Annotated in this window: 28 protein-coding genes; 8 read left to right on the forward strand and 20 right to left on the reverse strand. The window is 69.1% G+C overall.

The window, feature by feature from the left end; all coding sequences use genetic code 11:
- Position 1 precedes the first annotated feature (1 nt).
- Genes VES41_RS18645 through VES41_RS18680 form a run of 8 tightly spaced genes read right to left on the reverse strand, consistent with a single transcriptional unit; the run spans position 2 to position 9,388 of the window.
- Positions 2–799, reverse strand: coding sequence for a hypothetical protein (locus VES41_RS18645; protein ID WP_324820111.1), 798 nt, complete (start codon positions 797–799; stop codon positions 2–4).
- A complete protein-coding gene (locus VES41_RS18650; protein WP_414719188.1) occupies positions 780–2,447 on the reverse strand; it encodes a GspE/PulE family protein in 1,668 nt (555 codons plus the stop codon). The genes VES41_RS18645 and VES41_RS18650 overlap by 20 nt, the downstream gene beginning before the upstream one ends.
- Positions 2,448–2,449: 2 nt before the next feature.
- Positions 2,450–3,637 (reverse strand): type II secretion system F family protein, encoded by a 1,188-nt coding sequence (locus VES41_RS18655; RefSeq protein ID WP_324820115.1) that lies wholly within the window; start codon positions 3,635–3,637, stop codon positions 2,450–2,452.
- A gap of 5 nt (positions 3,638–3,642) precedes the next feature.
- Positions 3,643–4,083, reverse strand: a complete 441-nt coding sequence (gene gspG, locus VES41_RS18660; protein WP_324820116.1) for a type II secretion system major pseudopilin GspG — start codon at positions 4,081–4,083, stop codon at positions 3,643–3,645.
- The gene (locus VES41_RS18665; protein ID WP_324820119.1) at positions 4,067–5,827 is read right to left on the reverse strand and encodes a thiamine pyrophosphate-binding protein; all 1,761 of its coding nucleotides are present in this window, start codon (positions 5,825–5,827) and stop codon (positions 4,067–4,069) included. Before VES41_RS18665 ends, gspG begins: the two co-directional genes overlap by 17 nt.
- Before the next feature lie 18 nt (positions 5,828–5,845).
- Positions 5,846–6,688, reverse strand: coding sequence for a citryl-CoA lyase (locus VES41_RS18670; protein WP_324820120.1), 843 nt, complete (start codon positions 6,686–6,688; stop codon positions 5,846–5,848).
- A 1-nt stretch (position 6,689) separates the two neighbouring features.
- Positions 6,690–7,892 carry a CaiB/BaiF CoA transferase family protein gene (locus VES41_RS18675; protein WP_414719189.1) on the reverse strand — a complete coding sequence of 401 codons (1,203 nt, stop codon included), beginning with the start codon at positions 7,890–7,892 and terminating at the stop codon, positions 6,690–6,692.
- A gap of 11 nt (positions 7,893–7,903) precedes the next feature.
- Positions 7,904–9,388 carry an aldehyde dehydrogenase gene (locus tag VES41_RS18680; RefSeq protein ID WP_324820124.1) on the reverse strand — a complete coding sequence of 495 codons (1,485 nt, stop codon included), beginning with the start codon at positions 9,386–9,388 and terminating at the stop codon, positions 7,904–7,906.
- A gap of 216 nt (positions 9,389–9,604) precedes the next feature.
- Here VES41_RS18680 and VES41_RS18685 point away from each other — a divergent pair, with 216 nt between their 5' ends.
- Positions 9,605–10,327: an IclR family transcriptional regulator gene (locus VES41_RS18685; protein WP_324820126.1), complete on the forward strand. Its 723-nt coding sequence runs from the start codon at positions 9,605–9,607 to the stop codon at positions 10,325–10,327.
- 46 nt (positions 10,328–10,373) lie between these two features.
- Here the strand turns inward: VES41_RS18685 and VES41_RS18690 are convergent, their stop codons facing one another.
- Together VES41_RS18690 and VES41_RS18695 are read right to left on the reverse strand one after the other, a co-directional pair.
- Positions 10,374–11,567, reverse strand: coding sequence for a thioredoxin domain-containing protein (locus VES41_RS18690; protein WP_324820128.1), 1,194 nt, complete (start codon positions 11,565–11,567; stop codon positions 10,374–10,376).
- Positions 11,568–11,662: 95 nt separating this feature from the next.
- Positions 11,663–13,267: a ThuA domain-containing protein gene (locus VES41_RS18695; protein WP_324820130.1), complete on the reverse strand. Its 1,605-nt coding sequence runs from the start codon at positions 13,265–13,267 to the stop codon at positions 11,663–11,665.
- A 400-nt stretch (positions 13,268–13,667) separates the two neighbouring features.
- On the opposite strand from VES41_RS18695, the gene VES41_RS18700 reads away from it, so the two are divergent.
- Both VES41_RS18700 and VES41_RS18705 read left to right on the forward strand, forming a co-directional pair.
- Positions 13,668–14,075 carry a hypothetical protein gene (locus VES41_RS18700; protein ID WP_324820132.1) on the forward strand — a complete coding sequence of 136 codons (408 nt, stop codon included), beginning with the start codon at positions 13,668–13,670 and terminating at the stop codon, positions 14,073–14,075.
- 102 nt (positions 14,076–14,177) lie between these two features.
- Positions 14,178–15,068: an alpha/beta fold hydrolase gene (locus tag VES41_RS18705; protein ID WP_324820134.1), complete on the forward strand. Its 891-nt coding sequence runs from the start codon at positions 14,178–14,180 to the stop codon at positions 15,066–15,068.
- Positions 15,069–15,110: 42 nt separating this feature from the next.
- On the opposite strand, the gene VES41_RS18710 is transcribed toward VES41_RS18705, so the two are convergent.
- From VES41_RS18710 to VES41_RS18720, 3 genes are all read right to left on the reverse strand, one after another.
- Positions 15,111–16,316, reverse strand: a complete 1,206-nt coding sequence (locus tag VES41_RS18710; protein WP_324820136.1) for an SMP-30/gluconolactonase/LRE family protein — start codon at positions 16,314–16,316, stop codon at positions 15,111–15,113.
- 126 nt (positions 16,317–16,442) lie between these two features.
- A complete protein-coding gene (locus VES41_RS18715) occupies positions 16,443–17,072 on the reverse strand; it encodes a response regulator transcription factor (protein ID WP_324820138.1) in 630 nt (209 codons plus the stop codon).
- A complete protein-coding gene (locus VES41_RS18720) occupies positions 17,069–18,439 on the reverse strand; it encodes a HAMP domain-containing protein (RefSeq protein ID WP_324820140.1) in 1,371 nt (456 codons plus the stop codon). Before VES41_RS18720 ends, VES41_RS18715 begins: the two co-directional genes overlap by 4 nt.
- A gap of 190 nt (positions 18,440–18,629) precedes the next feature.
- Here VES41_RS18720 and pqqA point away from each other — a divergent pair, with 190 nt between their 5' ends.
- Genes pqqA through pqqE form a run of 5 tightly spaced genes read left to right on the forward strand, consistent with a single transcriptional unit; the run spans position 18,630 to position 21,822 of the window.
- Positions 18,630–18,704, forward strand: coding sequence for a pyrroloquinoline quinone precursor peptide PqqA (gene pqqA, locus VES41_RS18725; RefSeq protein ID WP_324820405.1), 75 nt, complete (start codon positions 18,630–18,632; stop codon positions 18,702–18,704).
- A gap of 34 nt (positions 18,705–18,738) precedes the next feature.
- Positions 18,739–19,659, forward strand: a complete 921-nt coding sequence (gene pqqB, locus VES41_RS18730; RefSeq protein ID WP_324820142.1) for a pyrroloquinoline quinone biosynthesis protein PqqB — start codon at positions 18,739–18,741, stop codon at positions 19,657–19,659.
- Between the two features lie 8 nt (positions 19,660–19,667).
- Entirely contained in the window at positions 19,668–20,396 is a 729-nt protein-coding gene (pqqC, locus tag VES41_RS18735) for a pyrroloquinoline-quinone synthase PqqC (RefSeq protein WP_324820144.1), read from the forward strand.
- Positions 20,393–20,668 (forward strand): pyrroloquinoline quinone biosynthesis peptide chaperone PqqD, encoded by a 276-nt coding sequence (gene pqqD / locus VES41_RS18740; protein ID WP_324820145.1) that lies wholly within the window; start codon positions 20,393–20,395, stop codon positions 20,666–20,668. Before pqqC ends, pqqD begins: the two co-directional genes overlap by 4 nt.
- A 5-nt stretch (positions 20,669–20,673) precedes the next feature.
- Positions 20,674–21,822, forward strand: coding sequence for a pyrroloquinoline quinone biosynthesis protein PqqE (gene pqqE / locus VES41_RS18745; RefSeq protein WP_324820146.1), 1,149 nt, complete (start codon positions 20,674–20,676; stop codon positions 21,820–21,822).
- Positions 21,823–21,834: 12 nt separating this feature from the next.
- On the opposite strand, the gene VES41_RS18750 is transcribed toward pqqE, so the two are convergent.
- The 7 genes from VES41_RS18750 to VES41_RS18780 form a co-directional block, all read right to left on the reverse strand.
- The gene (locus VES41_RS18750) at positions 21,835–22,206 is read right to left on the reverse strand and encodes a hypothetical protein (protein ID WP_324820147.1); all 372 of its coding nucleotides are present in this window, start codon (positions 22,204–22,206) and stop codon (positions 21,835–21,837) included.
- Between the two features lie 118 nt (positions 22,207–22,324).
- Positions 22,325–23,338 carry an MBL fold metallo-hydrolase gene (locus VES41_RS18755; protein ID WP_324820149.1) on the reverse strand — a complete coding sequence of 338 codons (1,014 nt, stop codon included), beginning with the start codon at positions 23,336–23,338 and terminating at the stop codon, positions 22,325–22,327.
- Between the two features lie 14 nt (positions 23,339–23,352).
- On the reverse strand, positions 23,353–23,817 hold the full coding sequence (locus VES41_RS18760; RefSeq protein WP_324820151.1) for an SRPBCC family protein: 465 nt from the start codon (positions 23,815–23,817) through the stop codon (positions 23,353–23,355).
- Between the two features lie 40 nt (positions 23,818–23,857).
- Positions 23,858–24,709 (reverse strand): quinoprotein dehydrogenase-associated SoxYZ-like carrier, encoded by an 852-nt coding sequence (locus VES41_RS18765; RefSeq protein ID WP_324820153.1) that lies wholly within the window; start codon positions 24,707–24,709, stop codon positions 23,858–23,860.
- Positions 24,706–25,752 carry a quinoprotein relay system zinc metallohydrolase 2 gene (locus tag VES41_RS18770; RefSeq protein ID WP_324820155.1) on the reverse strand — a complete coding sequence of 349 codons (1,047 nt, stop codon included), beginning with the start codon at positions 25,750–25,752 and terminating at the stop codon, positions 24,706–24,708. The genes VES41_RS18765 and VES41_RS18770 overlap by 4 nt, the downstream gene beginning before the upstream one ends.
- Before the next feature lie 9 nt (positions 25,753–25,761).
- Positions 25,762–26,178 carry a hypothetical protein gene (locus tag VES41_RS18775; protein WP_324820157.1) on the reverse strand — a complete coding sequence of 139 codons (417 nt, stop codon included), beginning with the start codon at positions 26,176–26,178 and terminating at the stop codon, positions 25,762–25,764.
- A gap of 27 nt (positions 26,179–26,205) precedes the next feature.
- A complete protein-coding gene (locus VES41_RS18780; protein ID WP_324820159.1) occupies positions 26,206–26,943 on the reverse strand; it encodes a hypothetical protein in 738 nt (245 codons plus the stop codon).
- Positions 26,944–26,962 lie beyond the last annotated feature (19 nt).

Here is a 26,962-nt window from a genome sequence, read left to right on the forward strand (position 1 = left end):
GTCAGAGCTCCATGGCGTCAAGGCGCCCGATCGGGTTTTGCAGCGTGCCGTCCAGCGGAACCGTTCGCACCCGCAGTTCGGATTCCGGGCCGAGCGCCAGCGGCACGGTGCGGTCGCTCGCCAGCACCAGCATCGATCGGCCCGAGGCGTCGGCATCGAGCAGCCGCGCCCGTTGCAGAAGCGCCGCGATCTCGCCGCCCGCGTCCTGGCGCACGCGCAGGCCGCGCACGGCCCGGATGCCGTCGCCGTCGAGCGTCGCCAGCACCAGACGGTCGTCTTCGAGCACGCCGAACCACCCCGCCTGGCCGATTTCGTCCTTGTCGAGCGCGAGCAGGGCGCCGTTCATCGCGCAGGCGAGCAGCGGCTGGATCCGCACCCGGCTGGCACCGACGCTGGCGCAGGCATGGCGCAAGCCGTCGATCAGCGAGCGCGCCGCGCCGGCGACCGGGGCGACCCCGGTGCTGTCCGCATCCATCACGACGCGCCATTCATCGGCCGCCTCGCCGTACACCGAGCGCAGCACCTGGCGCCCGGCGGCTTCGCGCTCGGCCGCGCCGGCCAGCAGCCCGGCATCGCCGACAGCCGCGTAGCGCACGTGGAAGTTCGACAGCACGATGCGCACATCGCAACCGCGATGCGCCGACTCGGCCAGTGCCGCCGCGAGGTCGGCGGCCGCATCCTGCGTTTCGCGCACGATGCGCACCGATTCGCGTGCGCGCCAGCCGCGCGGCGACACCGCCAGGCGCAGCTCCCGCGCCCCGACGAAGACTTCGACGCGATCACGCCACGAAGGTGACACGGTTGATTTCCTCCAGGCTCGTGAGACCGTCCTGAACCAGCTCGACCGCCGCATCGCGCAGGAAGCGCGTGCCGCCGCGGCGCGCGGCCTCCTTGAGATTGCGGATCGGCTCGCGCGCCACGATCATTTCGCGCAGCTCGTCGGTCAGGATCATGATTTCGGCAATGGCGCGCCGCCCCTTGAAGCCCGTGCTGCGGCACTGCCCGCAGCCCTGGCCGGCCATGAAGCGGAAGCCCGCGGCCTGCTGCAGCGGAATGCCCGACTCGCTCAGAAGCTCCTCGGTCGGCGCCGCCGGCACGCTGCAATTCGGGCAGTTCAGCCGCACCAGCCGCTGCGCGACGATGCCGTTGAGCGCCGCGGCGAAGCTGTACGGATCGACCTCCATGTGCGTGAACCGGCCGAGCACGTCGAACACGTTGTTCGCGTGGACCGTGGTGAACACGAGGTGGCCGGTCAGCGCCGCCTGCACCGCGATCTGCGCCGTCTCGGCGTCGCGGATCTCGCCGACCATCACGCGGTCCGGGTCGTGCCGCAGGATCGAGCGCAGGCCGCGCGCGAAGGTCAGGCCCTTGCGCTCGTTGACCGGGATCTGCAACACGCCGGCCAGCTGGTATTCGACCGGGTCCTCGATCGTGATGACCTTGTCGCGCCCGTCGTGCGTCTCGGTCAGTGTCGCGTACAGCGTGGTGGTCTTGCCCGAGCCGGTCGGGCCGGTCACCAGCAGCATGCCGTAGGGCTCGCGCCCGAGCTTGCGGATCAGCACGCGGTCGGGTTCGGAGAAGCCGAGCGAGTCGAGCGTGAGCCCGCGCGCCGCGTCGGCCAGGCGCTGCTTGTCGAGAATACGCAGCACCGCGTCCTCGCCCATGGTCGAGGGCATGATCGAGACGCGGAAGTCGATCTCGCGCCCGCGCACGCCGACGGTGAAGCGGCCGTCCTGCGGCACGCGGCGCTCGGCGATGTCGAGCTGGGCCATCACCTTGATGCGCGAGATGGCCTGCTCGGCCACCTCGGCGTCGCCGACGGTGCCGATGGCCACCAGCACGCCGTCGATGCGGTACTTGATCGCCAGGCCGTGCGATCCGGTCTCGAGGTGGATGTCCGAGACGTCGGCCTTGAGCGCGTCATAGAGCGTCGAGCGCACCAGCCGCACCACCGGGCTGGAGTCCTCGGTGATGCTCTGGAACGACAGGGCTTCCACGTCGACGTCCCGCTCGCGCGTGCCGCGCACGTCCGCCGGCAGGCTGGCCATTGCCGACAGGCCCTCCTCGTGGCGTGCGAGGTAGGCGGCCACGTCGGCATGGTGTGCCAGCGTGAGCTGCGCCGCCTGCCCGGCCTGCTCGATGCGGTCTTCGGCGGCGGCGGCGCTGTCCTCGCGGAACGGGTCGCCGGTCACCAGGCGCAGCGCACCTTCGTCGTCGGTCAGCGCGATCAGCTGCGCGGCCATGCAGTCGGAGAACGGCAGCAGTTCGAAAGCCGGCGTCCAACGGTGCAGGTCCTGGATGCTTGCGCAGGGCAGGCGCAGCGACTGCGCAAGCTCCTGCGTGAAGGCCTCGGGCTCCAGGCCCGCGAGCTCCTCGAGCGTCGCCACGATCGTGTGGCCGCGGCTTGGCGCGAGGCGCCGCGCCTGCGCGAACAGGTCTGCGGCGATCGTCAATTCAGGCTCCCGGCGAGTTCGAAGATCGGCATGTACATCATCACCACGATGCCGCCGATCACCACGCCTATCAGCGCCATCAGCAGGGGCTCGAACAGCTTGGTGAACCAGTCGACCCAGCGCGCCAGCTCCTCGTCGTGGAAGGCGGCGATGCGGTCCATCATCGTGGCCATGTCCCCGCTGCGCTCGCCCACGCGCAGCATGCGCGCGGCAACCGGTGTCGTCAGGCCGGTCTCGCCCATCGCCTGCGACGTGGCGACGCCCTCGCGGATGCGCTGCGTGGCCGCCAGCAGTTGCGCCCGCAGGTCCTCCGGCAGCAGCGTCGCCAGCATGCCCAGCGCCGGAACCATCGGGATGCCGCCGCGCAGCAGCATTGCCAGCGTGCGGTAGAAGCGCGCCAGGTGGTAGACCAGCAGGCGCCGCCGCGCCGCCGGAATGCGCCGCATCAGCCGCCCGAACAGGGCAGGGATGCGCCGCGCCGAAGCGACGATCAACGCCAGCAGCACCAGCGCCACGGCGCCGACCGCCATGCTGTGCTTGTTGATCATGCGGCCCCAGTCGATGAGCAACTGCGACAGCCACGGCAGCTCGCGCCCCGACTCAGCGTAGATCTCCGAGAAGCGCGGCACCACGTAGCCGAGCAGGAACAGCGTGACGAGCGCGCCCACCGCGAGCAGCACCACCGGATAGATCGAGGCCGAGACGACCTTCTTGCGCACCAGGTCGAGCCGTTCCTTGTATTCGATGAAGCGCATCAGCGCCTCGGGCAGGTCGCCCGTGCGCTCCGAGGCGCGCACGGTGGCGATGTACAGCTCGGGGAAGTGGCGCGCGTTGCCCTGCAGCGCCTGGGAGAACGAGCGGCCCTCGTAGAGCGCGCCGCGGATCTGCTCGAACACCTGCCGGGCCTCGGCGCGGGTTTCCTTCTCGACCATCACTTCGAGCGTCTCCGGCAGCGAGAGACCGGCGCGCAGCAGGGCGACCAGCTCCTGCGTGAACTGCAGCAGCGGGAAATTCTGCTTCATCAGCTGGCCGAAGGCGGCGCCCGCGTCGGCGCGCTTCTTCGCCGACAGCACCGCAAGCCCCTGGGCCTGCGCCTGCGCTGTCGCCGAGGCGGCGTCGGCGGCGTCGAGCGACAGCGAGACAACCCGCCGCTGCCCGTCCAGAGCGCGCACATCGAAGCGCATGTGTCCTATTCCCAGCTGGTGATGTCGGCCGCGTCGCCGGTGCCGCCGGGCTGTCCGTCCTTGCCGAAGGAGAACAGATCGAACTCGTCGTGGGCGCCGGGCGCCTTGTACTGGTACGGCTTGCCCCACGGGTCGAGCGGCACCGGGCGCTGCAGATAGGGGCCGCTCCACTTCGCCGTGTTGGCCGGCCGCGCGTTCAGCGCGGCGAGCCCCTGCTCGGTCGTCGGGTAGGCGCCGGTGTCGAGCCGGTAGGTGTCTAGCGCCTTGCGCAGACCGTCGATCTGCGCCTGGGCGCTGCGCACCTCCGACTTGCCGACCTGCGAGAAGTAGCGCGGCGCGACGTACGCCGCGAGCAGGCCGATGATGACCATCACCACCAGCAGTTCGAGCAGCGTGAACCCGCGCAGACGGCGGGCTCCCTGCCGGGCTTCAATCGGTCGAGGCATGGGACACCTTCTTGCCCGGCGAATAGATGTCGTTGATGTTCCAGTGGCCGGCGGTGGGCACCGGGTTGTTCAGCATCGAAACATCGATGACGAACGGCTTGCCCGCGCCGATCGCCTGTTGCAGCACGGTTTCGAACCCGGCGGCCGACTCGACCTTGACGCCTTCGGCGCCGTAGGCGCGGGCGATGGCGGCGAAGTCCGGCGAGTAGGGCTTGCCGTCCTTGGTGAACACCGTGCCGAAGGTGGTGTCGTAGTGGGCCTTCTCCAGTCCCGCGATGGTGCCGAAGGCGTGGTTGTTCATCACCACCCACACCACGGCGATGTCGCTTTCCACGGCGGTCGCCAGCATGGCGGGGTTCTGGCCGAAGCCGCCATCACCGACCAGCGCCACGACCACCTTGTCCGGACAGGCCAGCTTGGCGCCGAGCGCGGCCGGCGCGCCGAAACCCATGGTTGCAAAGCCGCCGGGCGTCAGGATGCTGCCGGGCGTGTAGATCGGGAACTGCTGGCCCACGCCGTTCTTGTTCCAGCCCACGTCGGTCGTGATGATCGCGTCGCGCGGCAGCACGCGGCGCACCGCGGCCAGGATGCGCTCGGGCTGCATGGGATAGGCGTCGTTCTGCGCGAGCTTCTCGTTGCCCTTGACGAAGTCCGAGTGGTACTGCGCGATCTCCTTGACCAGGGCTTCGTTCTTGCGGCCTTCGGGATAGAGGCGGCGCGCCACGCGGTTGAGCACCACCAGCGCCTGCTTCAGGTCGGTGACGACGCCGATCTCGGTGGGGAAGTTGCGCCCGATCTCGTTCGGATCGATGTCGATATGGATCAGCTTCGACGGCGGGAAGCTGAAGGTGTACTCCGGCTCCCAGGAGCTGCAGTCGGCCTCGCGGAAGCTCGTACCCAGGCCGACCACCCAGTCGGCGCCCAGGCACTTGTCGTTGACGAACCGTGTGCCCCAGAACCCCGTCATGCCCAGCACGAGCGGATGGTCGTCCGGCAGCGCGCCCTTGCCCATGAGGCTGTGCGCCACCGGCAGCGAGAAATGCTCGGCCAGCTGGCGCAGCTCCTGCGCCGCGTCGGCCAGCAGGATGCCGCCGCCGGCGTAGATCACCGGGTTCTTCGCATCGGCGATGGTGCGCACGATCTTCTCGGCGACGACCTCGTCGAGCGAGGGCTTGAGCAGATGCGGCGTGTGGTGGCTCAGCCGCTCGAACTGCTGCGTATCGACCTCGGCCGAGAAGATGTCCATCGGCACCGACACCAGCACCGGGCCCGGGCGGCCGCTTTCGGCCAGCTGGAACGCCTTGTCGAGGATCTGCGCGAACATGTCCGGCCGGTCGACGCGCCAGGCGCGCTTGACGAACGGGCGGTAGATCTCGTTCTGCGCCGCGTCGGCATGCAGGTTCACTTCCTGGTGCGGATGCTTGCCGTAATAATGCGTCGGGATGTCGCCGGCGATCACCACCATCGGGATCGAATCGAGGGCCGCGTTCGCCACGCCGGTGGCCGCGTTGGTCAGGCCGGGGCCGAGGTGCGACAGCAGCACGGCCGTCTTCTTCTTGGCCCGCGCGTAGCCGTCGGCCATGTGGGCGGCGACCTGCTCGTGGCGCGTGTTCATGAACTTGACCTTGGCGCCGTCGAGCGCGGCGATCACGGCGATGTTGGTGTGGCCGCACAGGCCGAAAAGGTATTCGACGCCGCGGCGTTCGAGCTCGCGGACGAGTTGCTTGGCGATGGTCTGCTTCATGATGATGTCTCTCGGATGTCAGCGGTTGAATGTGCGCGTGGCGGGGCCCGTGTAGGTGTAGGGGATGGAAGGCGGCATCGGTCCCTTGATGCGGGCGTTCTGCTGCTTCTGCTCCCACGCATGGGCCAGGATCCCGATCGAGCGGGAGAGCACGAACAGGCCGCGCCCGAGCTCGGGCGCGAAGCCCAGTTCGCAATAGATGGCGGCGGTGGCGCCGTCGATGTTCATCGGGATCGGCGCGCCCTTGCGGCGCGTGAGTTCCTCGTCGATGAGCTTGCCGATGACCGCGAAGCGGCCCGAGACGAAGCCGCTGTCGCGCGCTTCGTCGACCATCTTCATCAGCTTGACGGCCCGCGGATCGATGCCGTGGAACCGGTGGCCGAAGCCCGGGATGATCTTGCCGTGCTCGGCGACGAAGGCATCGAGGCCGGCGACGACGTGCGCCACCAGCGGCTCGCCGTCGCCCGCGATGCGGTCGATGGCGTACATGAGTTCCATGCACTGCTGGCCGGCGCCGCCATGGACGTCGTCGAGCACGTTGACCGCGCTGGCCATCGCGCCGTTGACCGGCAGGCCGCAGCTGACGGCCATGCGGGAGATCGCGATGGACGGGGCATGCGGGCCGTGGTCGACACCGGCGACCATCGCCGCTTCGAGCAGCGCCGACTGTTCGCGCGTGGGCAGTTCGCCGCGCAGCAGCAGCCACGCCATGTCGGGATAGCTCACGCGGCCGATCAGGTCCTGGATCGGGTAGCCGCGGAACTGGATCTTGCCCGGCTCGATGTCCACGATGCTCGTGGACCACCAGTCGCTGGCCTGCTTGACCAGCTGCTCGGGGGGGCGTTGGGTGAGGTCGGCCATGTCAGATCGCCTTGTTCTCGCGCAGTTCGGCGATCTGGCTGGGCGTATAGCCGAGCCCGCCGAGGATGTCGTCGGTGTGCGCGCCGAGCACCGGCGGCGGTGCCTCGGCGTGCGGATCGCCGCCGGAGAGCTTGAAGCCGGTACGCCCCACGCGCACTTCGCGTTCGGCGCCCGGCACGTTGCCGAAGGTCTGCACGAATTCGCGCTGGGTCAGTTGCTCCGAGCGCAGCACGTCGGGAATCTTGAGCACGCTGCCGGCAGGAACGCCGGCGCGGGTCAGCAGTTGCTCCCACTCGCTCGCCGGCCGCGTGGCAAGGGCTGCCTCGATCTCCTGCGTGAGCGCGGCGCGGTGCTGCTTGCGGCTTTCGCGCTCGGTGAAGCGCGGGTCCTGCGCCATGTCGGGACGGCCGATCACGCGCGCGAGCGTCTCGAACTGGTCCTGCTTGTTCGCCGCGATGTTCAGCGGTCCCGAGCCGGTGCGGAAGGTGCCCGACGGCGCGGCGGTGAAGTTGTCGTTGCCGTGCGGCTGCGGCTCGGTGCCGGCGATCAGGTAGTTCGACACCACCCAGCCCATGGCGACCAGCGCGGAGTCGAGCATCGACACGTCGATGAAAGCGCCTTCGCCGGTTGCGTTGCGGCGCAGCAGCGCGGCGCACACGGCGAACGCGCCGACCATGCCGCTGACGGTGTCGGCCACGGGGTAGCCGGCGCGCAGCGGTGCGCTGTGCGCGTCGCCGGTCACGCTCATCATGCCGCTCAGGCCCTGGATGATCTGGTCGTAGGCGGGGGCGTCGCGCATCGGGCCTTCCTGGCCGAACCCGGTGATCGCGCAGTAGACGAGCTTCGGGTTGTGCTTGCGCAGTTCGTCGTAGCCCAGGCCCAGGCGCGTCATCACGCCGGGACGGAAGTTCTCGACCAGCACGTCGGCCGATGCGACCAGCCGTCGCAGCAGTTCCTTGCCCTGCGGCGATTTCAGGTTCGCCGTGATCGACTTCTTGCCCGCGTTCTGTGCGAGGAAGGACGACCCCATCAGCTTCGTGTTGAGCGCGCGGTCGTTTCCGAGCTGGCGCGCGAGGTCGCCGCTGTCGGGTGCCTCGACCTTGATCACCTCGGCGCCCATCAGCGCCAGCTGGTAGGCGCACAGCGGGCCGGCCAGCACGTTGGTCAGGTCGAGCACGCGGAAGCCCGCGAGCGCCTTGTTCATGGTCGTGCTGCTCATCGGCGGATGAACGGGTTGGGAACGTCCAGGTCCGACGAGACCCACACGCACTTGGTGTGCAGGTACTCCTTGATCGCCTCGGTGCCCGATTCGCGCCCGATGCCGGACTCCTTGTAGCCGCCGAACGGCGACGTGAAGCTCGTTGCGCGGTAGTTGTTGACCCACACCGTGCCGGCCTTGATCTTCTCGGTCATCAGCATCGCCCGCTTGAGGTTCTGCGTCCACACGGCGGCGGCGAGGCCGAAGTCGACGTCGTTGCCGATGCGGATCGCGTCCTGCTCGTCGTCGAACGGAATCACCACCAGCACCGGGCCGAAGACCTCTTCCTGCGCGATGCGCATGTCATTGCGCACGTCGGCGAAGATGGTCGGCTCGACGAACTGGCCGCAGCCCAGGTCGGGCCGGCTGCGCCCGCCGATCACCAGCCGGGCACCTTCGTTCTTGGCGATCTCGATGTAGCCCATGATCTTCTCGAACTGCGGCCGGGTCGAGATCGGCCCCATCTGCGTGGCGGGGTCCTTCGGGTCGCCGAGCTTCACGTCGCTCATGAAGGCCGTGAGCTTCTCGAGGAAGCGGTCGTGGATGCCGCGCTGCAGCAACAGGCGCGATCCCGCCTGGCAGCTCTGGCCCGAGGCGGCGAAGATGCCCGACACCACGCCCTTGACGGCCTGGTCGAGGTCGGCGTCGTCGAACACGATGTTGGGCGACTTGCCGCCGAGCTCCAGCGTCACGGTCTTGAAGTTGCGCGCCGCGATCTCGTAGATCTTGCGACCCGCGACCGAGCCGCCGGTGAAGCCGATGTGCGCCACGTCCGGGTGCGTGACCAGGGGTTCGCCGATTTCCTGGCCCAGCCCCGTGACGACGTTGACGACGCCCTTGGGAAAGCCCGCCTGGTCGAACAGCGCGGCGAACTCCAGCATCGAGGCCGAGGTGAATTCCGACGGCTTGATCACCGCCGTGCAGCCTGCGGCCAGCGCGGGGGCGAGCTTCCAGCTGGTCAGCGTCAGCGGCGAGTTCCACGGGGTGATGATCGCCACCACGCCCTTGGCCTCGTAGCGCGTATAGGCGAACACGCCTTTCTTGTCGGTGGGAATGACGTCGCTGTGCACCTTGTCGGCCAGGCCGGCGTAGTAGCGGAAGTAGTCCGCCATGTAGCGCACCTGCGCGACCACTTCGGTGGCGAGCTTGCCGTTGTCGCGCTGCTCGATCAGCGCCAGGCGGTCGGCATTGGCCGTGACCAGGTCGGCGAGCTTCCACAGGAGCCGGCCGCGCTCCGACGGCGTCAGCTGGGACCACGGGCCGGCAAAGGCCCGTTGCGCAGCCGCGACGGCCAGCGCCGCGTCGTCGGCGTTGCCGCGGGCGATCTCGCCCCAGGTCTGGCCGGTGTAGGGATCGTCGGTCGGCAGGTACTGGCCGGACGCAGGCGGCACGCTCGCGCCGTCTATGTAGTGCTCGTATCTGGGAAGCGCTGGAGTGCTCATCGTTCGGGGGCCGTGGGCCCGGAAAAGAGGGTCATTGCTGTGGTTTCGGCTCTGGAGTGGCCTTGGTCAACCGTTCCGTCCATCATAATAGAGTTCTATTTTGGAAACACCTAGGGCAAACTATGAATCCCGGCACGCGCGGGACAATCAATGCCCTTGGGGTGACGCGTCCGGTTGCGATGCCGATGCCCCCGATACCTATCTGGAGGAGTCCGAATGAATGAAGACACCGGTGTGGCGGCCGTCGACCGCGCCTTGACGATCCTCGATGCCCTGACCGGCGAGAAGACGACGCTGGCCGAGCTGGCCAAGCGGACTGGTCTATATAAGAGCACCTTGCTGCGCCTGATCAAGTCCCTGGAAAGGTTCGGCTACGTGCTGCGCGACGCGGACGGCTGCTACCGCCTCGGCTCCAAGGTGCTGTACCTGGGCTCGCTCTACCAGAAGCACTTCAATGCCAGCGACCTGGTGCTGCCGGTGCTGCGCAGCCTGGTCCAGGAATTGGAGGAGGGCGCCTCCTTCTATGTCGTCGACGGCGACTGGCGCGTGGTGCTGCATCGCGTCGAGTCTTCGCGCGCCGTGCGCGATTCGGTGCGCGAGGGGGATCGCTTCGCGCTCACCAGCGGGGCTTCGGGCCACGTGCTGTGCGCCTTCAATGGCGCGGCGGGCAAGCGGTTCGACACCGTGCGCGAGCAGATGTATTCAGCTTCGTTCGGCGAGCGCGACCCGGAAACGGCGGCCTTTGCCGCCCCCATCTTCGGCCATGGCAACCGGCTGGTCGGCGCCATCAACGTCTCGGGTCCGCGCTACCGCATCGAGGCGCTTGGCGCGGAGAAGATCCTGCCGCCGCTTTTCAGGCATGCCCGCGAGCTCACCGCCACCTTCGGCGGCAACCCGGCGGCATTCGCCGGCTGGCAGCCGCAGCCGGCCGCAAAGTGAGCCTGCGGCGCGCCGCGTGCCGCGATCCCGCCGCCGGCGCGTCGCCTCAATAGACTTCGAATTCCGCGTCGCCGGCGCGGATCTGTTCCGGTCCTGTCCAGGCCGCTGCGGGCGGCGCCACCTGCCCGGTCCACCATCCGCTGATGGCCAGGCGCTTGCCCTTGGCGAACGGCGACACGTGGCTGACCAGGTGGGTGCCACCGGCTCCCACGTTGAAAAGGGCCAGGGTGTTGAATGCAGCCGGCAGGTAGCTGCTCGTCGGACACCAGAAGAACGAGCCGCCCCACTCGGGGCGCCATTCCTTGGACAGGTACCACACGAAGGTCACCTGGCGATGCGAATCGGCGTCGTTGGCCGCCACGTCGTTGTGCGGGTGCAGGTAGTCGCCCGGCAGATACCAGTTGGCGAAGAACTCCGTGGGCCCGGTGCAGCTGCGGCCCGACAGCCGAGTGATCCATGCCTTGGTCTGCGGCGAATCGAAGATGCCGGAACACGCGGTGATGTCCTCGGGGTAGGCCTGGGCGTTCGAGAGGTCGTGGTAGTGATAGTGGAAATGCGTCTCGTAGCCCTCCTGCACGCGCCAGGCCGTGCTCTGGTCGAGGCTGCGATGCATGCGCTCGGCAAAGTCCGCTTCGAAGGCGTCGCGTATCAGGACCAGCTTGCCGTCCGCCAGCCGCGGAGCGATCTGCGCCAGCGCGTCGCGCACCGACGGGCGTAGATAGGCTTCGAGCGACGGCGGGCCGGCGGCGGCTTCGGGCGTGTCGCCGGCCGCGTCGGCCATCTGGCGGGCCATGTGCGCCATGTCGAGCGCCCGCGCGGCGTCGAGCGCGGCGTCCAGCGCGCCGGCGGGCAGCGGGCCTTCATGCACGTGCACGATGATGCCCTCGCGCACGATCATGAGCGTGGGGACCGACGCGATGCCGAAGCGCGAGCCGATCTCCGGCTGCTCCTCGACGTTGACACTGGCGAACAGGACGCCCAGGTGGCGGGCCGAGGCGGCGGCGAACGCGGGTGCGAATTCGCGGCAGTACGCCGACGAGGGCGCCCAGAAGTGCACGACCGCCAGGGGCCGGCCTTCCATCGCCGATTCGTGGTTGTGGCGTGTCAGCTCGAACACGCCTGCGGTCACGCCGGGAATGACGACCGGGGCGCGGGCCTGGAGCGGCGGCTTGCGCAGCAGCGAAATGATCGGCTGCTCCGGATGGTTCGCAGACTTGCGGTCTCGATGCTTCTGTTTCATGGGGGCTTGCCCGTGTGGGCGTTTTCAACGGAAGAACGCGGCGGGGATGTTGCCATCCCCGCCGCGTTCATGTTGCCGAGCCGGTCAGTCGGAACTCAGCGCACGTCCGCCCACGTACCGGGTTCGGGTTGGGCCGCGCTCTGCAGCGGGTGGAACCACTTGTCGTCGCGGACGTTGCCGTTGGCGTCGGGGCGGTTGTCGACGCCCTGGCAGAACGGCTCGCGGCCCATGATCGACAGCAGGCCGTGCACCACGTGCTGCTTGAAGTAGGCCTGCGTGGTCGCCGAGATGCCCGAGTTGCTGTTGCTGGTCGCATTCGGGTCGAATGCGTTGCTGAAGTGGCCCAGCGAGGTGATCCACGCCTTGCCGCCGTCGTAGTACTGGCACCACGTGACCGGGTGGAACGAGTGGCCCGGGTTCGTGCCGCCACGGCCCGTCGCCAGCGTGTTGTCGTCCACGGCGGCCAGGAAGCGGACCTTGGTCGGGAACGGCGCGAAGTTGTACCACTCGTCTGCGAAGCGGAACTGCTTGGGCAGGCCGGCGGTCGAGACGTCTGCCTGGTTCACGATGACGATGTCGCCGGCCTGGGCCGAGCCGTGGTCCATATAGTTGGCATTGCCGAGCAGGCCTTCGTAGTAGGGCCAGTTGTACTCGGCGCCGAACACGTTGTGCATGCCGGCGAAGCCGCCGCCCGAGCGCATGAAGTTGCGCAGCGACGTCTTGGCCTGGTCGGTGTTCAGGTTGCTCGACGACAGGTTGCCGCCCGGGTTGTTGCCCGTGCCGATGGCCGTGCCGGCCAGGTTGGTGTAGCCCTTGGCGCCTTCGGCGACGAACGTGCCGTGCTTGGTGAACGTGTCGCGGGTCGGGCTGGCCATGACCAGGGCGTCGTAGGTGTTGATGCTCAGGCCGGCCAGCACGTTGACGTCTTCGGTCCAGGTGACCGTGACGCCTTGTTCTTCCATCCACTTGGCGACAGTCTTCTGGTAGACGTTGGCGTCGGGGATGTTGGCCGAACCCGTCACGCTGCCAGCGGTGGTCTGGGCCGGGCCCAGGTTGGCATGGCGCGGACCCGCCGTGCGCGAGTAGATCAGGATCCGGTTCTTGATGTTGCCCTTCCACGGGTGGAAGCAGCGCGGGTCGATGCCACGGCAGACGTTGTACGTCGGGTCCATGCTTTCGGCAGGGCCGTTGCTGTTGAACTGGACCTTCACCGTCGGCTCGGCGGCCTTCAGCCAGGGGTGGCCGATGTCGAACGTGGTGATCGCCTTCGCGGTGGTCTTGGCGGCGTCGGCGTCGATGGTGGACTGGGACTTGACCTGCGCGCCCTGTGCCTTGGCTTCGGCGACCAGCTTGTCCTTTTGCGCCTGGGCGTCGAGGACGAGGTTCGATTTCGCCAACTGGGCTTCGGCCAGGGCGGCGGCCTTGGCTGCAGAGTCGGAATAGGACGCGGCCTTGGCGGCGGCAATCAGGGCATCACCCTTTTCCTTTGCGGCGGCGAGCAGCGCGTCGCCCTGCGTCTTGGCGGTATTGAGCAGCGCCTCGGCCTGGTCTGCAGCTTGTTGCTTGACGGCCTGGGCGGCAGCCTGGCCGGCGGCATTCACCTGCGCCTGCTCTTCGGCGGTCAGCGCCAAAGCCGAGGAGGCGGCCAGCCCCAGAGTCAACGCCGAAATGGCGAGACTCATTGCGTTGAGTTTCTTCATGTTTGTCCTTTTTTCTTGGCGATGGAGTTGATGAGATCTGCTGGGAGGCGGCGCGCATCGATGGTGGCTTTATTGAGCGTTCTCTCCACCAGAACGGAGTTTCATTTCCGTGGTGAGAGTTTTACGATTGGTAAGTTCCGCGTCATTCGGGAAAACCCAGAACCTAGGGTTTTCACCTAAGAGGAATGTCGCACCCGCTACGCCCCGTGGACGGCGGCTCACAGCGGGCTGCACAAACTCAGCTAACAGTTGCGCGACATAGGTAAGTAAATGTTACGATTGCCATAGAACCATAGTTCTACCGCTGGCTCGCGGCCCGCCATGGCATCTGGCAGGCCGCGGCCTCGGCAAGGCACGTCGACCCTGGCTTATTTCTTCAATAAAAACCGCGACCACTCGAATGGAAACGAAAAATCAACCCCTCTCGAATGCCGCTTTGGCAAAGGTCGTGGCTTTTGGGGTTCTGCTAATTCCGGCCTGCGTTTTCGTGGTCGGGCTTTTCCCGGCGGCAGCATTGGCCGGCGGCATCTGGATGACAAAAAGAACCCGCGACTTTTCGCACCTCAAATCGGCGGTGCTGTGGGTCAAATGCTATTTTTTCCTCTGGATGATCGCGGCGGTGCTGGGCTGGGTGTATGTCAGCACCGATCGCACCGAGACGCTGGCTTTCGCGCTTTTCGGAAGCCTGGCGGCAGTCTATTGGTGGGCGGTGAACGTGCTTTTCCTCAGGCCGCTGCGCAGCCATTCGTCCTGGGTGCGCAACAACGGAATCTTCGCTTCGCAGATCAAGGTGGCGTCCGAGCGGTAGCGCCGGGTCGCGCCCAGGTGCATGCAACCAAGCGACCGTCGCGCGTCGCTATTCTTCCGGGCATTGGCGGAAGCACCGCGAAACCCTTGAAGGACACCCACCATGCAACTTTCGCCCGAGGAGGGCCGCCGCGACCGTGAGGAAGCGCCGGCCATGGCGCGCGAACCCAAGACCTGGCCTTCGCCGGACACACTGGCCTCGACCGCACGCGTCGAGCGCGCGGCCTTCGACGGCGGCCGGATGTGCTGGCGGCGCTTCGGCAATGGCGAGCCGCTGGTGCTGCTGCACGGTGGACACGGGTCGTGGCTGCACTGGGCGCGCAACGTCGAGGCGCTGGCCACGCGCTACACGGTCTGGGTGCCCGACATGCCGGGCTACGGTGATTCCGACGAGCCGGCGGGCACCTCGCTCGATGCCCTGGTCGACGCCACGCTGCAGGCGCTCGACGCATTGGCACCGCCACACGTGCCGCTGCGCCTGGTCGGCTTTTCCTTCGGAAGCCTCGTGGCCGCGCGACTGGCTGCGCGTCGTGGCAACGTCTCGCACCTGGGCCTGTTCGGCCCGGCTGCGCACGGCGGCCCGCGCCGACCCCGCGGTGAGCTTCAGTCGTGGCGCGGGCTCCCGCCGGGCAGCCACGAATGGAATGCAGTGATGCGGCACAACCTGCTGATGCACATGCTGCACGAGCCGGCAACCATCGACGAGGCTGCGCTCCAGATCCACGGGAAAGCCTGCCTGCGCACGCGCTTTCACAGCAAGACCATCTCGCGTGCGGGTGGCATGGCGTCGATTCTGGAACAGCACGATGGTGCGCTGCTGCTTGCATGGGGCGAGCACGACGTGACACTCGATCCCGACTTCGTCGCGAAAGCGCTGACAACGCGCCGCCAGCACAGCGAGGTTCGCTCCTTTGCCGGGGCCGGACACTGGGTCCAATACGAGGCTGCAGACGCCGTCAATCGACTGCTGCTGGATTGGCTGGGACGCGATTGACGTTGCGCCGGTGGCCGGAGGGCCGGACGCGCGCGGCTCCGGCTAGCTGGGCGCCGCGCCCTGCGTGGCCGTGTATACGGCATAGAGCGACTGGCTCGCGGCCATGAACAGCCGGTTGCGCTTGGGTCCGCCGAAGCAGATGTTGCCGCAGACCTCCGGCAGCCGGATGCGTCCGATGAGCTTGCCGTCGGGCGTCCATACCGTCACGCCGCTGTAGCCGACGCGGCGCCCGGCATTGCTCGAGCACCAGAGATTGCCGTCGACGTCGGCGCGCACGCCGTCGGGGCCGCACTTCACGCCGTCGATCATGAAGTCGTGGAACCGCTTGCCGTTGCTCAGTGTGTTGTCCGCCCCGACGTCGAACACGTACATGTCGCCCTTGCCGCCGGCGATCGTGTCGCCCGGTCCCTGTCCGGTGCTGACGATGTAGAGCTTCTTGAAGTCGGGCGAGAAGCACAGGCCATTGGGGTCGGGCACCAGGTCTTCGCCAGCCACCTGGGTGAGCGTGCCGCTCTTGTCGAGGCGATACACCGCCGTCGGCAACTCGCGCTGGTAGCTGCCGATCTCGGGCGGCTGCCCGAGCTTCGGATTCAGGCGGCCCGCCTTGTTCGCAGGGCCGCCGGGCGCGTCGACCGTGCCCTCGTAGAGCTGGGCGCCATAGGGCGGGTCGGTGAACCAGTAGCTGCCGTCCGGATGCGGCACCACGTCGTTCGGCGAGTTGAGCCGCTTGCCGTTGAAAGTCGACGCCAGCACGGTGGTCGAGCCGTCGAGCTCGTAGCGCACCACGCGCCGGGTGAGGTGCTCGCACGACAGCTGCCGGCCCTGGTAGTCGAAGCTGTTGCCGTTGCTGTTGTTCGAAGGCGCGCGAAACACGCTCACGTGCCCGTCGTCCTCGCTCCAGCGCAACTGCCGGTTGTTCGGGATGTCGCTCCACACGAGGAAACGGCCGACCGAGTTCCACGCCGGTCCTTCGGACCACAGCGCGCCGGTCCACAGCCGCTGGATCGCCGCGTTGGGTTGGCGCAGGCCGTCGAAGGCCGGGTCGACCGTGAGTACGTCGGGATCGGTGAAATAGGTGGTGGGCGCGCCGCGGCGGCTGAAATCGCGCGGTGGCTGCGTGACGGTGCTCGGCGGACCGACGGGCGCGTTCGCCGCCGTTGCGGCGTCCGATTGCGCACCCGCCCAGCGGGGTAGCACGACGGCGCCCGCGACGGCGGCGCCGGCGCCGCGCAGGAAGCGACGACGCATCGCGGTGCGGTCCGGCACCGGCCCAAAATCAGTTGGCAGCATGGCGCACCCCCATCAGATGGAAAGCGGAACGCATCCTATGCGCTTGTGGCGCAAAACGCGACCCCGGCGCGCCGGACGGCTGGCTCAAGCCTCGATCAGCCCCCAGCGCAATGCGACCAGCGTCAGCTCCGACTGGTTGCTCGCGCCCAGCTTCTGCTTGACGCGGTACAGGTGCGTGCCCACCGTACTGGGCGACAGGTTCAGGGCCTGCGCGATCTGGGCCACGCTCTGGCCGCGCGCGAGCTGGATGAAGACCGAGAACTCGCGCTCGCTGAGCGTGTCGGCCGGGCTGGCGTCGCCATCGAGCTGCGCCACGGCCAGGGCCTGGGCGGTTGCCGCGTCCATGTAGCGCTGGCCGCTGGCCACGGCGGTGACGGCCGCGGCCAGCGTCTCGGGCGCGCTGCGCTTGCGCAGGTAGCCCAGTGCGCCGGCGCGCAGCACGCGGCGTGGATGCGCCGTGTCCTCGTACGCCGACAGGGCCAGGATGCGCGCCTTCGGATCCTGGGCCAGCAGGCGTCGCACCGCCTCGAGCCCGCCGATGCCGGGCATCGCCAGGTCCATCACCACCACGTCCGGCTTCAGGCGCGGGTACTCGGCGCAGGCCTGCTCCCCGCTGTCGACCTCGCCCACCACCTCGAAGCTCGCGTCGGCCAGCAGCATGCGAAAGCCCATGCGCACCAGGGCATGGTCGTCGACCAGCAGCACGCGCGTCATGCGGCGCTCTCCTGGGTGGCGCCGGACGACAGGGGCAGGCGCACGCGCAACCGCACGCCGCGTGGCGAGGCGGCCTCCAGCTCGAAACTGCCGCCCAGCCCGTGGACCCGTTCGGCCAGCCAGCGCAGCCCGTGGTGGTTGTCGCGCGCCAGCTCGCCCGACGGCAGGCCGTTGCCGTCGTCGAGCAGTTCCAGCATCGCATCGCCGCCGCGGCAGGTGAGCGACAGCCGCAGGTGCCGGGCCTGGCCGTGCCGCAGCGCGTTGGTCAGGCCCTCCTGGGCGGCGCGGTACAGGGCGAGCGCGGCGTCGGCGCCCAGCGCCGCGCCACCGGGTTCGGCCTGCACCGTGAGCTGCACGCCGGCATGCGCGCGCCGGGTGCGCTCGGCCAGGTCCTCCAGCGCCTCTGCCAGCCCGAAGTTGTCCAGCACCAGCGGCGTCAGGCGCGGGATGATGCCGTGCATGGCGTCGTACAGGCGCGATGACTCGTCGGCGATCAGCCGCGCGGCCTGTTCGGCCTGCGGGTCCAGGGCATGCACCCGCTGCGCGATCGACAGCGCCATGCTGCGCATGGCCGTTACCGACTGGCCGAACTCGTCATGCAGCTCGCGCGCGATCGTGCGGCGCTCGGCCTCGACGTGCTTGTCGATCCAGCGCGTCAGCTCGCGGCTGTCGGACAGCTGCAGCTCGGCGCGCACCGCGCGGCGCTCGGTCTCGATGTGGCCTTGCAGCTCGTCAACCATGCGGTTGAAGGCGGCGCCGATGGCGGCGGCCTCGGCACCGGCCAATGGCGGCAGCTTGGCGTCGAACTGACCGGCCTGCAGGCGCTCGAGCGCCTGCACGATCTGCCCCAGCGGACGCAGCGCCCGCCCGACGAGCAAGAACACCATGCCGTTGACCACCACCAGGAAGGCCAGCACGCCTGCGGCCAGCGTCGCCACGTAGTCCCAGGCATCGACCTCGGCGCGCGTGGCATTGGCGCGCACCACGAGCTTGCCGTCCGGGAACTCGATGGTCTGCACCGAGGGCTCGGGCGCGATCAGTGCGCTGAACCAGTCCGGCGCGTCGCGGCCGGCCTTGTAGGTGGGCGAGGGCGAGCGGTAGAGCTCCCGGCCGTGAGTGTCGAACAGCGCGATGTCGTTCGAGCGCACCCGGCCCACGCTCTGCAGAAAGGCCAGCATGGCCGGCGTGCCCTGCGCGGCGTAGCGCATGGCGGTGCCCTGCAGCAGCAGCGACGCGACGCGGTTGGCGGCCACCACTTCCTCGTGGACCGAGTCGCGCATGCTGCGCAGTTCGAGCGCCAGCACGATGGCAGCGAGGATCACCGTCAGCGTGACGACGATGAGGTTGATCTTCAGCCGAAGGCTCATCGGGCGGGGCCGTGGAGGGGACAGGCGGCCGATGTTAGCGGCTCGCCCTGGGCTGCGCTCGAATCATGAAAATCATGAGGCGCGAATCATGATCGGGCGGCTGTCCGCGCCGCTTCCGAAGGGAGAACATGGGTTCCGCGGGTGCCGTCCGGCCTCCGCATCACCACCCTGAACCCCAAGGAGACCGCTGATGAAATGGGAAACACCTAGCGCCACCGACTTCCGCTTCGGCTTCGAAATCACGATGTACGTGGCCGCCCGCTGAAGGGCGGCGCCTTTCAAGGGCCCAGGCACCGCCGATGCGCATCACCGTTCTCGGTTCGGCCGCCGGCGGTGGCTTTCCGCAGTGGAACTGCAACTGCCGCAACTGCGCAGGCGTGCGCGCCGGAACCATCAAGGCGAAGGCGCGCACGCAGTCGTCCATCTTCGTCGCCCCTGACGACGGCGCCGACGGCGTGCTGTTCAACGCCTCGCCCGACGTCCTGCAGCAGATCCGCAGCACGCCGGCGCTGCAGCCCGCGCGCGCGGTGCGCGACTCGGCCATTGCCGCCGTCGTGCTGATGGACGGGCAGGTCGACCATGCCACCGGCCTGTTCATGCTGCGCGAGCGACGCAGTCCGCTGCCGCTGTGGTGCACCGACCCGGTCGCCGAAGACCTGACGCAGGGCAATCCGATCCTGCGCGTGCTGGGCCACTATTGCGGCGTCGATCGACATGCCATCGCGCTGGACGGCAGCGCGTTCGAGGTCCCCGGCATCGCGCACATCGAGTTTCGCGCGCTGCCGCTCGATTCCAAGGCCGCGCCCTATTCGCCGCATCGCGAGCGGCCGGTGGCGGGCGACAACATCGGCATGCTGATGCGCGACCGCGCCAGCGGGCGCAGCGTCTTCTACGCGCCCGGCCTCGGACAGATCACGCCGGCGGTGTTCGAAGCGATGGCCTGCGCCGACTGCGTGCTGGTCGACGGCACCTTCTGGACCGACGACGAGATGCCGCGGCTGGGCCTGTCGGCCAAGACAGCGCGCGACATCGGCCACCTGCCGCAGTCCGGCCCGGGCGGCATGCTGGAGTGGCTGGCGAGGCTTCCGGCAACGACGCGGCGCCTGCTCATTCACATCAACAACACCAACCCGATCCTCGACGAGGACTCTCCCGAACGCGCCGAGCTCGCCCGCGCCGGTGTCGAAGTCTGCGAGGACGGCATGCAGATCCGACCATGAGCCAAGCCATGCAAGCCCCCCGGGAACCGCAGTCCGCCCCCTGGTCGCGCGAGGAGTTCGAGGCGCGGCTGCGCGAACGCGGCCGCGCCTATCACATCCACCACCCGTTCAACGTGATGCTCAACACCGGGCGCGCCACGCCCGAGCAGGTGCGCGGCTGGGTGGCCAACCGCTTCTACTACCAGATCGCCATTCCCATCAAGGACGCGGCGGTGCTGTCCAACTGCCCCGACCGCGAGGTCCGCCGCGGATGGGTCCAGCGCATCCTCGACCACGACGGCTTCGAGCTCAACGGCGTGAGCGACGAGGGCGGCATCGAGACCTGGCTGCGCCTGGCCACCGCCGTGGGCCTCACGCGCGAGGAGGTGCTGGACTTGCGGCACGTGGCGCCGGCCATGCGCTTCGCCGTCGACGCGTACGTGAACTTCGCGCGCCGCGCACCATGGCAGGAAGCCGTGTGCTCGTCGCTCACCGAACTTTTCGCGCCCGAGATCCACCAGCAGCGGCTGGCCAACTGGCCGCAGCACTATCCCTGGATCGAGGCGGAGGGCATGGCCTATTTCCGCAGCAGGGTGAGCCGGGCGCGCCGCGACGTGGAGCAGGGGCTGGCAGTGACGCTGGCGCACTTCACCACCCGCGCCCAGCAGGAACGGGCGCTGGAGGTGCTGCAGCTCAAGCTCGACATCCTCTGGGCCATGAGCGATGCGATGGCGCTCAAGTACGGGGTGACGTCATGACGCCGCCCGGCGACGCCACCCGGCCGCGCATCGGCAGCGGCTTCAGGCTGCAGTGGGAGCCGGCGCAGAACAGCCACGTGCTGCTCTACCCCGAAGGCATGGTCCGCCTCAACCAGAGCAGCGGCGAGATCCTCAAGCGCTGCGACGGCCAGCGCAGCCTGGCAGCCATCGTCCAGGAACTCGAAACGGCCTTCTCCACGCCCGGCCTTGGACCGGACGTGCGAGCCTTCGTCGAACTGGCCGGCCAGCAGCGCTGGCTTGCCTGGGACTAGGCGCCATGACCGACCGCGCGCCAGCGCCCCCCGGCCCGCCGTTGTGGCTGCTGGCGGAGGTGACCTACCGTTGTCCGCTGCATTGCGTCTTCTGCTTCAACCCGCTCGACTTCGCCAGCCGGCAGGACGAACTCACGACCGATGACTGGATGCGCGTGCTGCGCCAGGGCCGCGAGCTGGGCGCCGTGCAGCTCGGCCTTTCGGGCGGCGAGCCGCTGGTGCGCGACGACCTCGAGGAGATCGTGGCCGAGGCGCACCGCCTGGGCTACTACACCAACCTGCTGACCTCGGGCGTGGGCCTGAGCGCCGAGCGCGCCGCCGCCTTGAAGGCCGCGGGCCTGGACCACGTGCAGTTGTCCTTCCAGGATTCGACGCGGGAGATGAACGACTTTCTCTCGCACACCCGGACCTTCGAACTCAAGAGCCGGGTGGCGCGGCTCATCAAGGCGCAGGGCTGGCCGATGGTGCTCAACGTGGTGATCCACCGCATGAACATCGACCACATCGACCGCATCATCGGCATGGCCGCAGACCTCGGCGCGGAGTACCTGGAGCTGGCCAACACGCAGTACTACTCGTGGGCCTTTCTCAACCGCGACCAGTTGCTGCCGACCCGCGAGCAACTGCAGCGGGCCGAGGCGGTCACGGATGCCTGGCGCGCCCGCATGGACGGGCGCATGCGCATCTTCTTCGTCGCCCCCGACTACCACGAGGGCAAGGTCAAGAAATGCGTCAACGGATGGGGCAGCACCCTGCTGACGGTCACGCCCGACGGCACCGCCTTGCCATGCCACACGGCGAGGATGCTGCCGGGCCTGGCATTTCCCAACGTGCGCGAGACGAGCCTGCGCGAGATCTGGTTCGATTCCGAAGGCTTCAACCGGTATCGCGGTACCGGGTGGATGAAAGAGCCATGCTCCAGCTGCGACATGCGCGAGGTCGATCTGGGTGGCTGCCGCTGCCAGGCCTACCTGCTGGCGCAAGACCCGGCCATGGCCGACCCGGTGTGCAGCAAGAGCCCGCACCACGCGCTGGTGGAGGATGCGGTGGCGCGCGCGGATGCGACCGTCGCGCGCCCGCGTGAAGTCACCGAGCATCCGCTTGTGTTCCGCGATCCGGCCAACTCGCGCAGGCTGACGGCGACGACTCGCTGATCGAGCATCGCCTCACTGCTGCTTGGGCGTGGCCGGGTGCTTGGGCATGTTGTCCTTGGTCATCGAATCCGTACTCGTCGGATCGCCTTGCGTGCTGCTGGCGTCGGGGGCGGGCTTCGACGTGCCGCGGCCGTTGCCACCGTGCTTCGCGTCATCGGGCGAGGGCGGCGAGGCCTTGTAGCCGTTGACCGAGGGGTTGGCAGCGCCGCCGCTCGTGGCCGGGTGCGAGGGTGGCATCGTGGGGCCGGTCGATCCGGTGTCGGCAGGGCCTGCTGCCGGATGGGTCGGCGGCGCCGCGGTCTGGGGCGCCGCGGTCTGGGCCGTGGCGCAAAGCGATGCAAATGCCAGGCCGCTTGCCAGCAATGCGGTTCTCGTCATGGACATGATGGTCTCCTGTAAGTCCAGCTTGAACCCATTGGACGCCGGCCATCGCGCGAGCGTTGTGCGCGCCCCGCCGCGCCTGGTGTGGGACGGGGGCCTGAGATGCTGTCCCGGCCGTTTCCTATCGCGCCGGCTGCTGCTGCAACTGCTCGCGTTGCAGGCGCACGAACAGCATCGACGCGTTGCGCGGATGCTGCGTCTGGTACTGGTCCCAGCCGGCGAAGTACGGCAGGCCGGCCGCATCGGGCACGGCACTCAGGGCGGTGCCGGCCTGCAGTAGTGCGCGCACGCGGTCGTCGAGCTGGCGCAGGTAGTTTTCCTGCGCGTCGATGGCGCGTGCGTCGGTGGCCGGGCCGTGGCCGGGCACGATCACGCTGGCGGGCTGCGCGCGCAACGCCCGCAGGCCGCGCAGCCAGCCGTCGATCTCGCCGTCCTGCGCATCCGGAATGCGCTGCGCATCCACCAGCCCGCCGGCGAAGAGCACGCCGCTTTGCCGGTCGAGCACCGCCACGTCGCCGGGCCCGCTGGAGTGGCCGAAGTAGAGCAGTTCGACCGGGCGTCCGGTTACGTCCAGGGACTGGCTGCCCGAGACCTCCTGATCCGGCGCGGGCACGGCCGAGCCGCGCATCTCGTCCTCGCCCAGGGTGCGCCGGAGCATTGCCAGGCAGCGTTCGCAGCGCGAGCGCATCAGGTCCGCGGCGGCGCGATGCATCATCACCGGAATGCCCTGCTCCTGGAAGGCGGTGGCGCCGAAAAGGAAGTCCTTTTGCGCGTGCGTGATCAGCGCCAGGCGCACCGGCCGGTCCGTCGTGCGGCGAATGGCGGCCAGCAGCGCCTGCCCGTGCCGGTACGAGGTGCCGGTGTCGATGGCCAGCACGCCCGCATCGCCGACGATGAAACCCGCGTTGCCCACGCGCCCGAGCGTCCGGGCGTCCACCGCGCCGCTTGCCCCCTGCACCATGTAGACGCCGGGGCGCAAAGCGATGACGCTGCCGGCGGCCGGCGTACCGGTGCCGCCGCCGCTCGAACCCAGCGCGCACGCGCCGAGCATGCATGCCGCGAGCAGGCGGGGCAGGATCGAAAGCAGGCGCAGGTGCCGCATGACGTCGCGTGTCGCGGTGCCGTGCGTGGGCACCGGCCGTCTTGCGCTCAGCCCTCGACCAGATTCTTCAAGGCCGCCAGGCCGCCCTTGTAGATGCCCTGGATGGCACCGGTCGCGGTCTCGTCGTTCTTGTCGGCGGCCGGGTTCTCGCCGCGGTCGGCGCGGTAGAACTCGCCGCGCCACTCGACCAGCGCCTGCTGGCCCTGCGGGCTCACGCGCACGGTCGACTGGTAGCCGGTCACGGGCAGCGCGCCGCCATCGGCGGCCGAGTAGCTGTACTGCATGCCGGCTTCGTCATGGCTGAGCAGCGTCTCGTCGACCTCGCCGCCGCCGTGCAGCTTGATGCGGCGCACCGAGCCCGGCGCATTGCCCTTGTCGGCCGGGCATTCGGCCACCGGCGGCAGCCAGTCCTTGAGCGCGTCGAAGTTGCGGATCCTGGCCCACACCGCGCTGGCCGGCGCGTCGATGGTGATCTTGTCGTAGGCGCTGAGCTTGCTCGCGGAAGTCGTCATGGTCATGGTCTCCTTGTGTTGGGTGCCCGGTCCGGGCGGCCTACGGACTGGCGCGCCGCAGCATCACCTGGGTGTGGAACTTCAGGTCCTGGTTGTCGACGATCTCGGCGCGCAGCTCGCCGTCGCTGCGCGGCAGCACGTAGAAGCGGAAATTCGGGTTCTCGCTGATGGCGAAATCGAGGTCGGCCGCCAGCACCGTGCGGCCGTCCAGCGTGACCTTCAACTCGCGCACGAAGTGCGGCGGCGAATAGAGCCGGCTCACCGGATCGAGCGCCAGGCCCGAGCTGTTCGGGTGGCTGATCATGAGCTGCACCAGCTGCGGTGCGCCCGGTGCGGCCGGCGGCTGCACCTGCAGCCGCATGCGCCCGAGCGTGGCCTGCGCCGCTTTCAGGTCCTTGCTGGGCGGCGCCGAGCAGCCACCCGAGGCCTTGACGAAACCCAGAGCCATCTGGAACTGGCCGTCGCCGGTCTGCGCAATGGCGCGCACGTGCGTGTATTCGTCGATGCGCACGCGCGTTTCCAGGTCGGCGCGCCCGCTCTCGGGCGTGAACTCGAACACCCCCGCCAGCGGCGACGGGTTGTTGTCGATGATGAGCCAGAGTTTCTCGATGGTGGTGGCGGGCGAGGACGCGGGCGGCCGGGTCTGGATGGCCACGGGCACGATGGCCGCGTCCTCCGCGCGCGCCGGCAGGACGAGGCTGAACCAGTCGGCCGCGGGCGCGATCGGGCGCGACTGGAACAGGCTCGCCCGCAGCTTCTGCCAGACCGGGTTGGCCTCGGGGTTGTCGGCGGTCTTGAGCTGCGCGCCGGCGGGGCGCCAGGCCGCGAGCAGGGCGCCGGCGCCCGCGGCGCGCAGCCAGGCGCGGCGCCGTTGCTCGGCAGGCCCCGTCACGGGCGCGCTCCCGTGGCGGCGCCAGGGCCGGCGGGCGCGGGAGGCGATGGCGCTGGCGCGTTGTCTTCCCACTCCAGCTCGGCGTAGGCGGCCGTGACGTTGCGGCGGTGGAAACGGTCGGCCAGCAGCCATGGCGCGCCGCCGGGCACGCCGATGCGCTCGACGGCCTGCGGCAGGCTCAGCCCCTCGCGGAGGGCCGTGCGCACGGCGCGCAGCAGGCTGTCCAGGTAGGCGAATTGCGCGTCGAACGCAGCGCGGCCGTCGCCATCGGCCGGCCCGTGGCCGGGCACGACCAGCGACGCCGGCACCTGGCGCAACTCGGCCATCGCCGCCAGCCAGCCGCGCAGGCTGCCGTCCAGGGCGGGCATGTGGCGCACGAACAGCAGATCGGACGCGAACAGCGTGCGGGTCTGCGGGTCGTACACGGTCAGGTCGTTGTCGGTGTGCGCCGTCGGCCAGGCGCGCAGGTCGAGCACGCGGCCACCCAGGTCGAGCTGCGCCGTGCGCTCGACCGCGATGTCGGGGTACACCAGGTCCCGTGCTTCCAGCCGCAGCCCGAAATCGCGCGCTAAGGCGTTCAGGTAGGACGTTGCACGCGCTGCCAGCGCCGGCGCCAGGCGGGCGCTGGCGACGAAGCGGGGAGGCGGCTCGGCGCCGCTACGGAAGGCCACGTTGCCCAGCAGGTGATCCGGATGCGCGTGCGTGTTGATGACGTAGCACACCGGCAGCGGCGTGGCGCGCGCAACTGCCGCGCGCAGCGCCTCGCCGACCGCTGGCGTGCCGCCGGTGTCGATCACGGCGACGCAGCGGCTGCCCGTCACGAAGGCCAGATTGGCCACGTCGCCGCCATTTTCAGGCGCCCAGTCCTGCAGCATGCCGAAGTGCACGAACACGCCGGGCCGCACCTCGGTCACGGCCAGCGCGGCCGTAGCGGCGCCGGCCGCCACGGCCGCGGCGGCAGGCGCCATCAGCATCGCCGCCAGGGCGCCCGCGAGCAGCCGGGCGCGCCAGGCGCCTTGCGGCTTGCGGGGGCGGCCGGGCATGCATGCCTCCTAGCGCGGCTCCGGGAGGATGAAGCAGGACTTTTCGGCTTTGGACACGAGCTCCTTGTAGCGCTTGACCTGCGGTTCGTAGGACGGCACGTCACGGATCGCGCCGCCACGTTCGCCGCCGATGGACATCGCCTTGACGATGGTGCTCATCGTCACGTAGTCCTGGTACTTGACGCTCGCGGCGAGCTTGTCGAGCGTGCAGGCGCACTTGTTGGTCATCTCGAAGACCGGCCCGGGGTGGGCGGTCATGCACTCCTGCACGTACAGCACGCGATCCACAGTGGGGAAATCGTTGGCAGGCGGCGCGGCGGCCGGCTTGGCGCGCGGCGCCGCCGGTGCGGCGAACGCGCCCGCACAAGCGCCCAGCGCCACGAGCAGCAGGGCGCAGGCGCGCGGACGGATCGATGGCATGGGCATGGGTGTTCCTTGCAGTTGCCGCGTCTTTCAGGGCCTGGTCGTGGACGGTGGCATGGACGGCGGGGTCTGGGCGCCCTCGATCAGCATTTCCTCCTGCATCAGCGGCGCGGCATTGCCGCCGGCGGCGTCGATGCGCGCGCGGATGGCATACAGGCCACCGGGCACCGCATCGGACATGTAGAAGGCGTAGTGCTTGCCGGCCAGCTTCTCGAAGCGTGCGCGGTTCGGATCGTCGGCGTAGGGCGCGATGGTGAATTCCCGGACCGCGACGTTGGCGCCCCGGTAGGGCAGCGTCAGCGCGCGCATGGTGGCGCCCTGGTAGACGGCCATGCGGATGCGCTTGCGAAAGTAGTTCGGCTGGCCGCCCGTCAGGCGCTGCATCTCGCGGATGTCACGCTCCAGGAAATACATCAGCGCCGGGTTGCCCTGGGCGTTGTCGACCTCCGGCAGCTTGAGGGCGCGATCGCCGCCGAGAAAGCGTGCGGCCACCGCGCAGCATTGCCCGTCCTCGCGGGCCTTCAGGTCGAGCTTCACGCTGTCGTCGAACGGGGCTTCCAGCGTGCCGCTCTTGCGGAAGGTGTAGTCCAGCGTCAACGGCGGGTGCAGCGTGACCAGCGGCGTGCCCAGGAACAGCGCCTTCTCGGCCTCCGAGAAGTCGTTGGCCGCGCCCGCAGGCGTGCACGCCAGCAGCCATGCCGCGGCCAGCGCCGGCCCGGCGAGCAGCGACGCGGTTGCCCGGCGGAAGTCGAAGGCGGCAATGGTCATCGCGCGCGCGGTTGCAGCC

Source organism: Variovorax sp. (genome assembly GCF_035634955.1).
Classification (GTDB): Bacteria; Pseudomonadota; Gammaproteobacteria; order Burkholderiales; family Burkholderiaceae_C; genus Variovorax.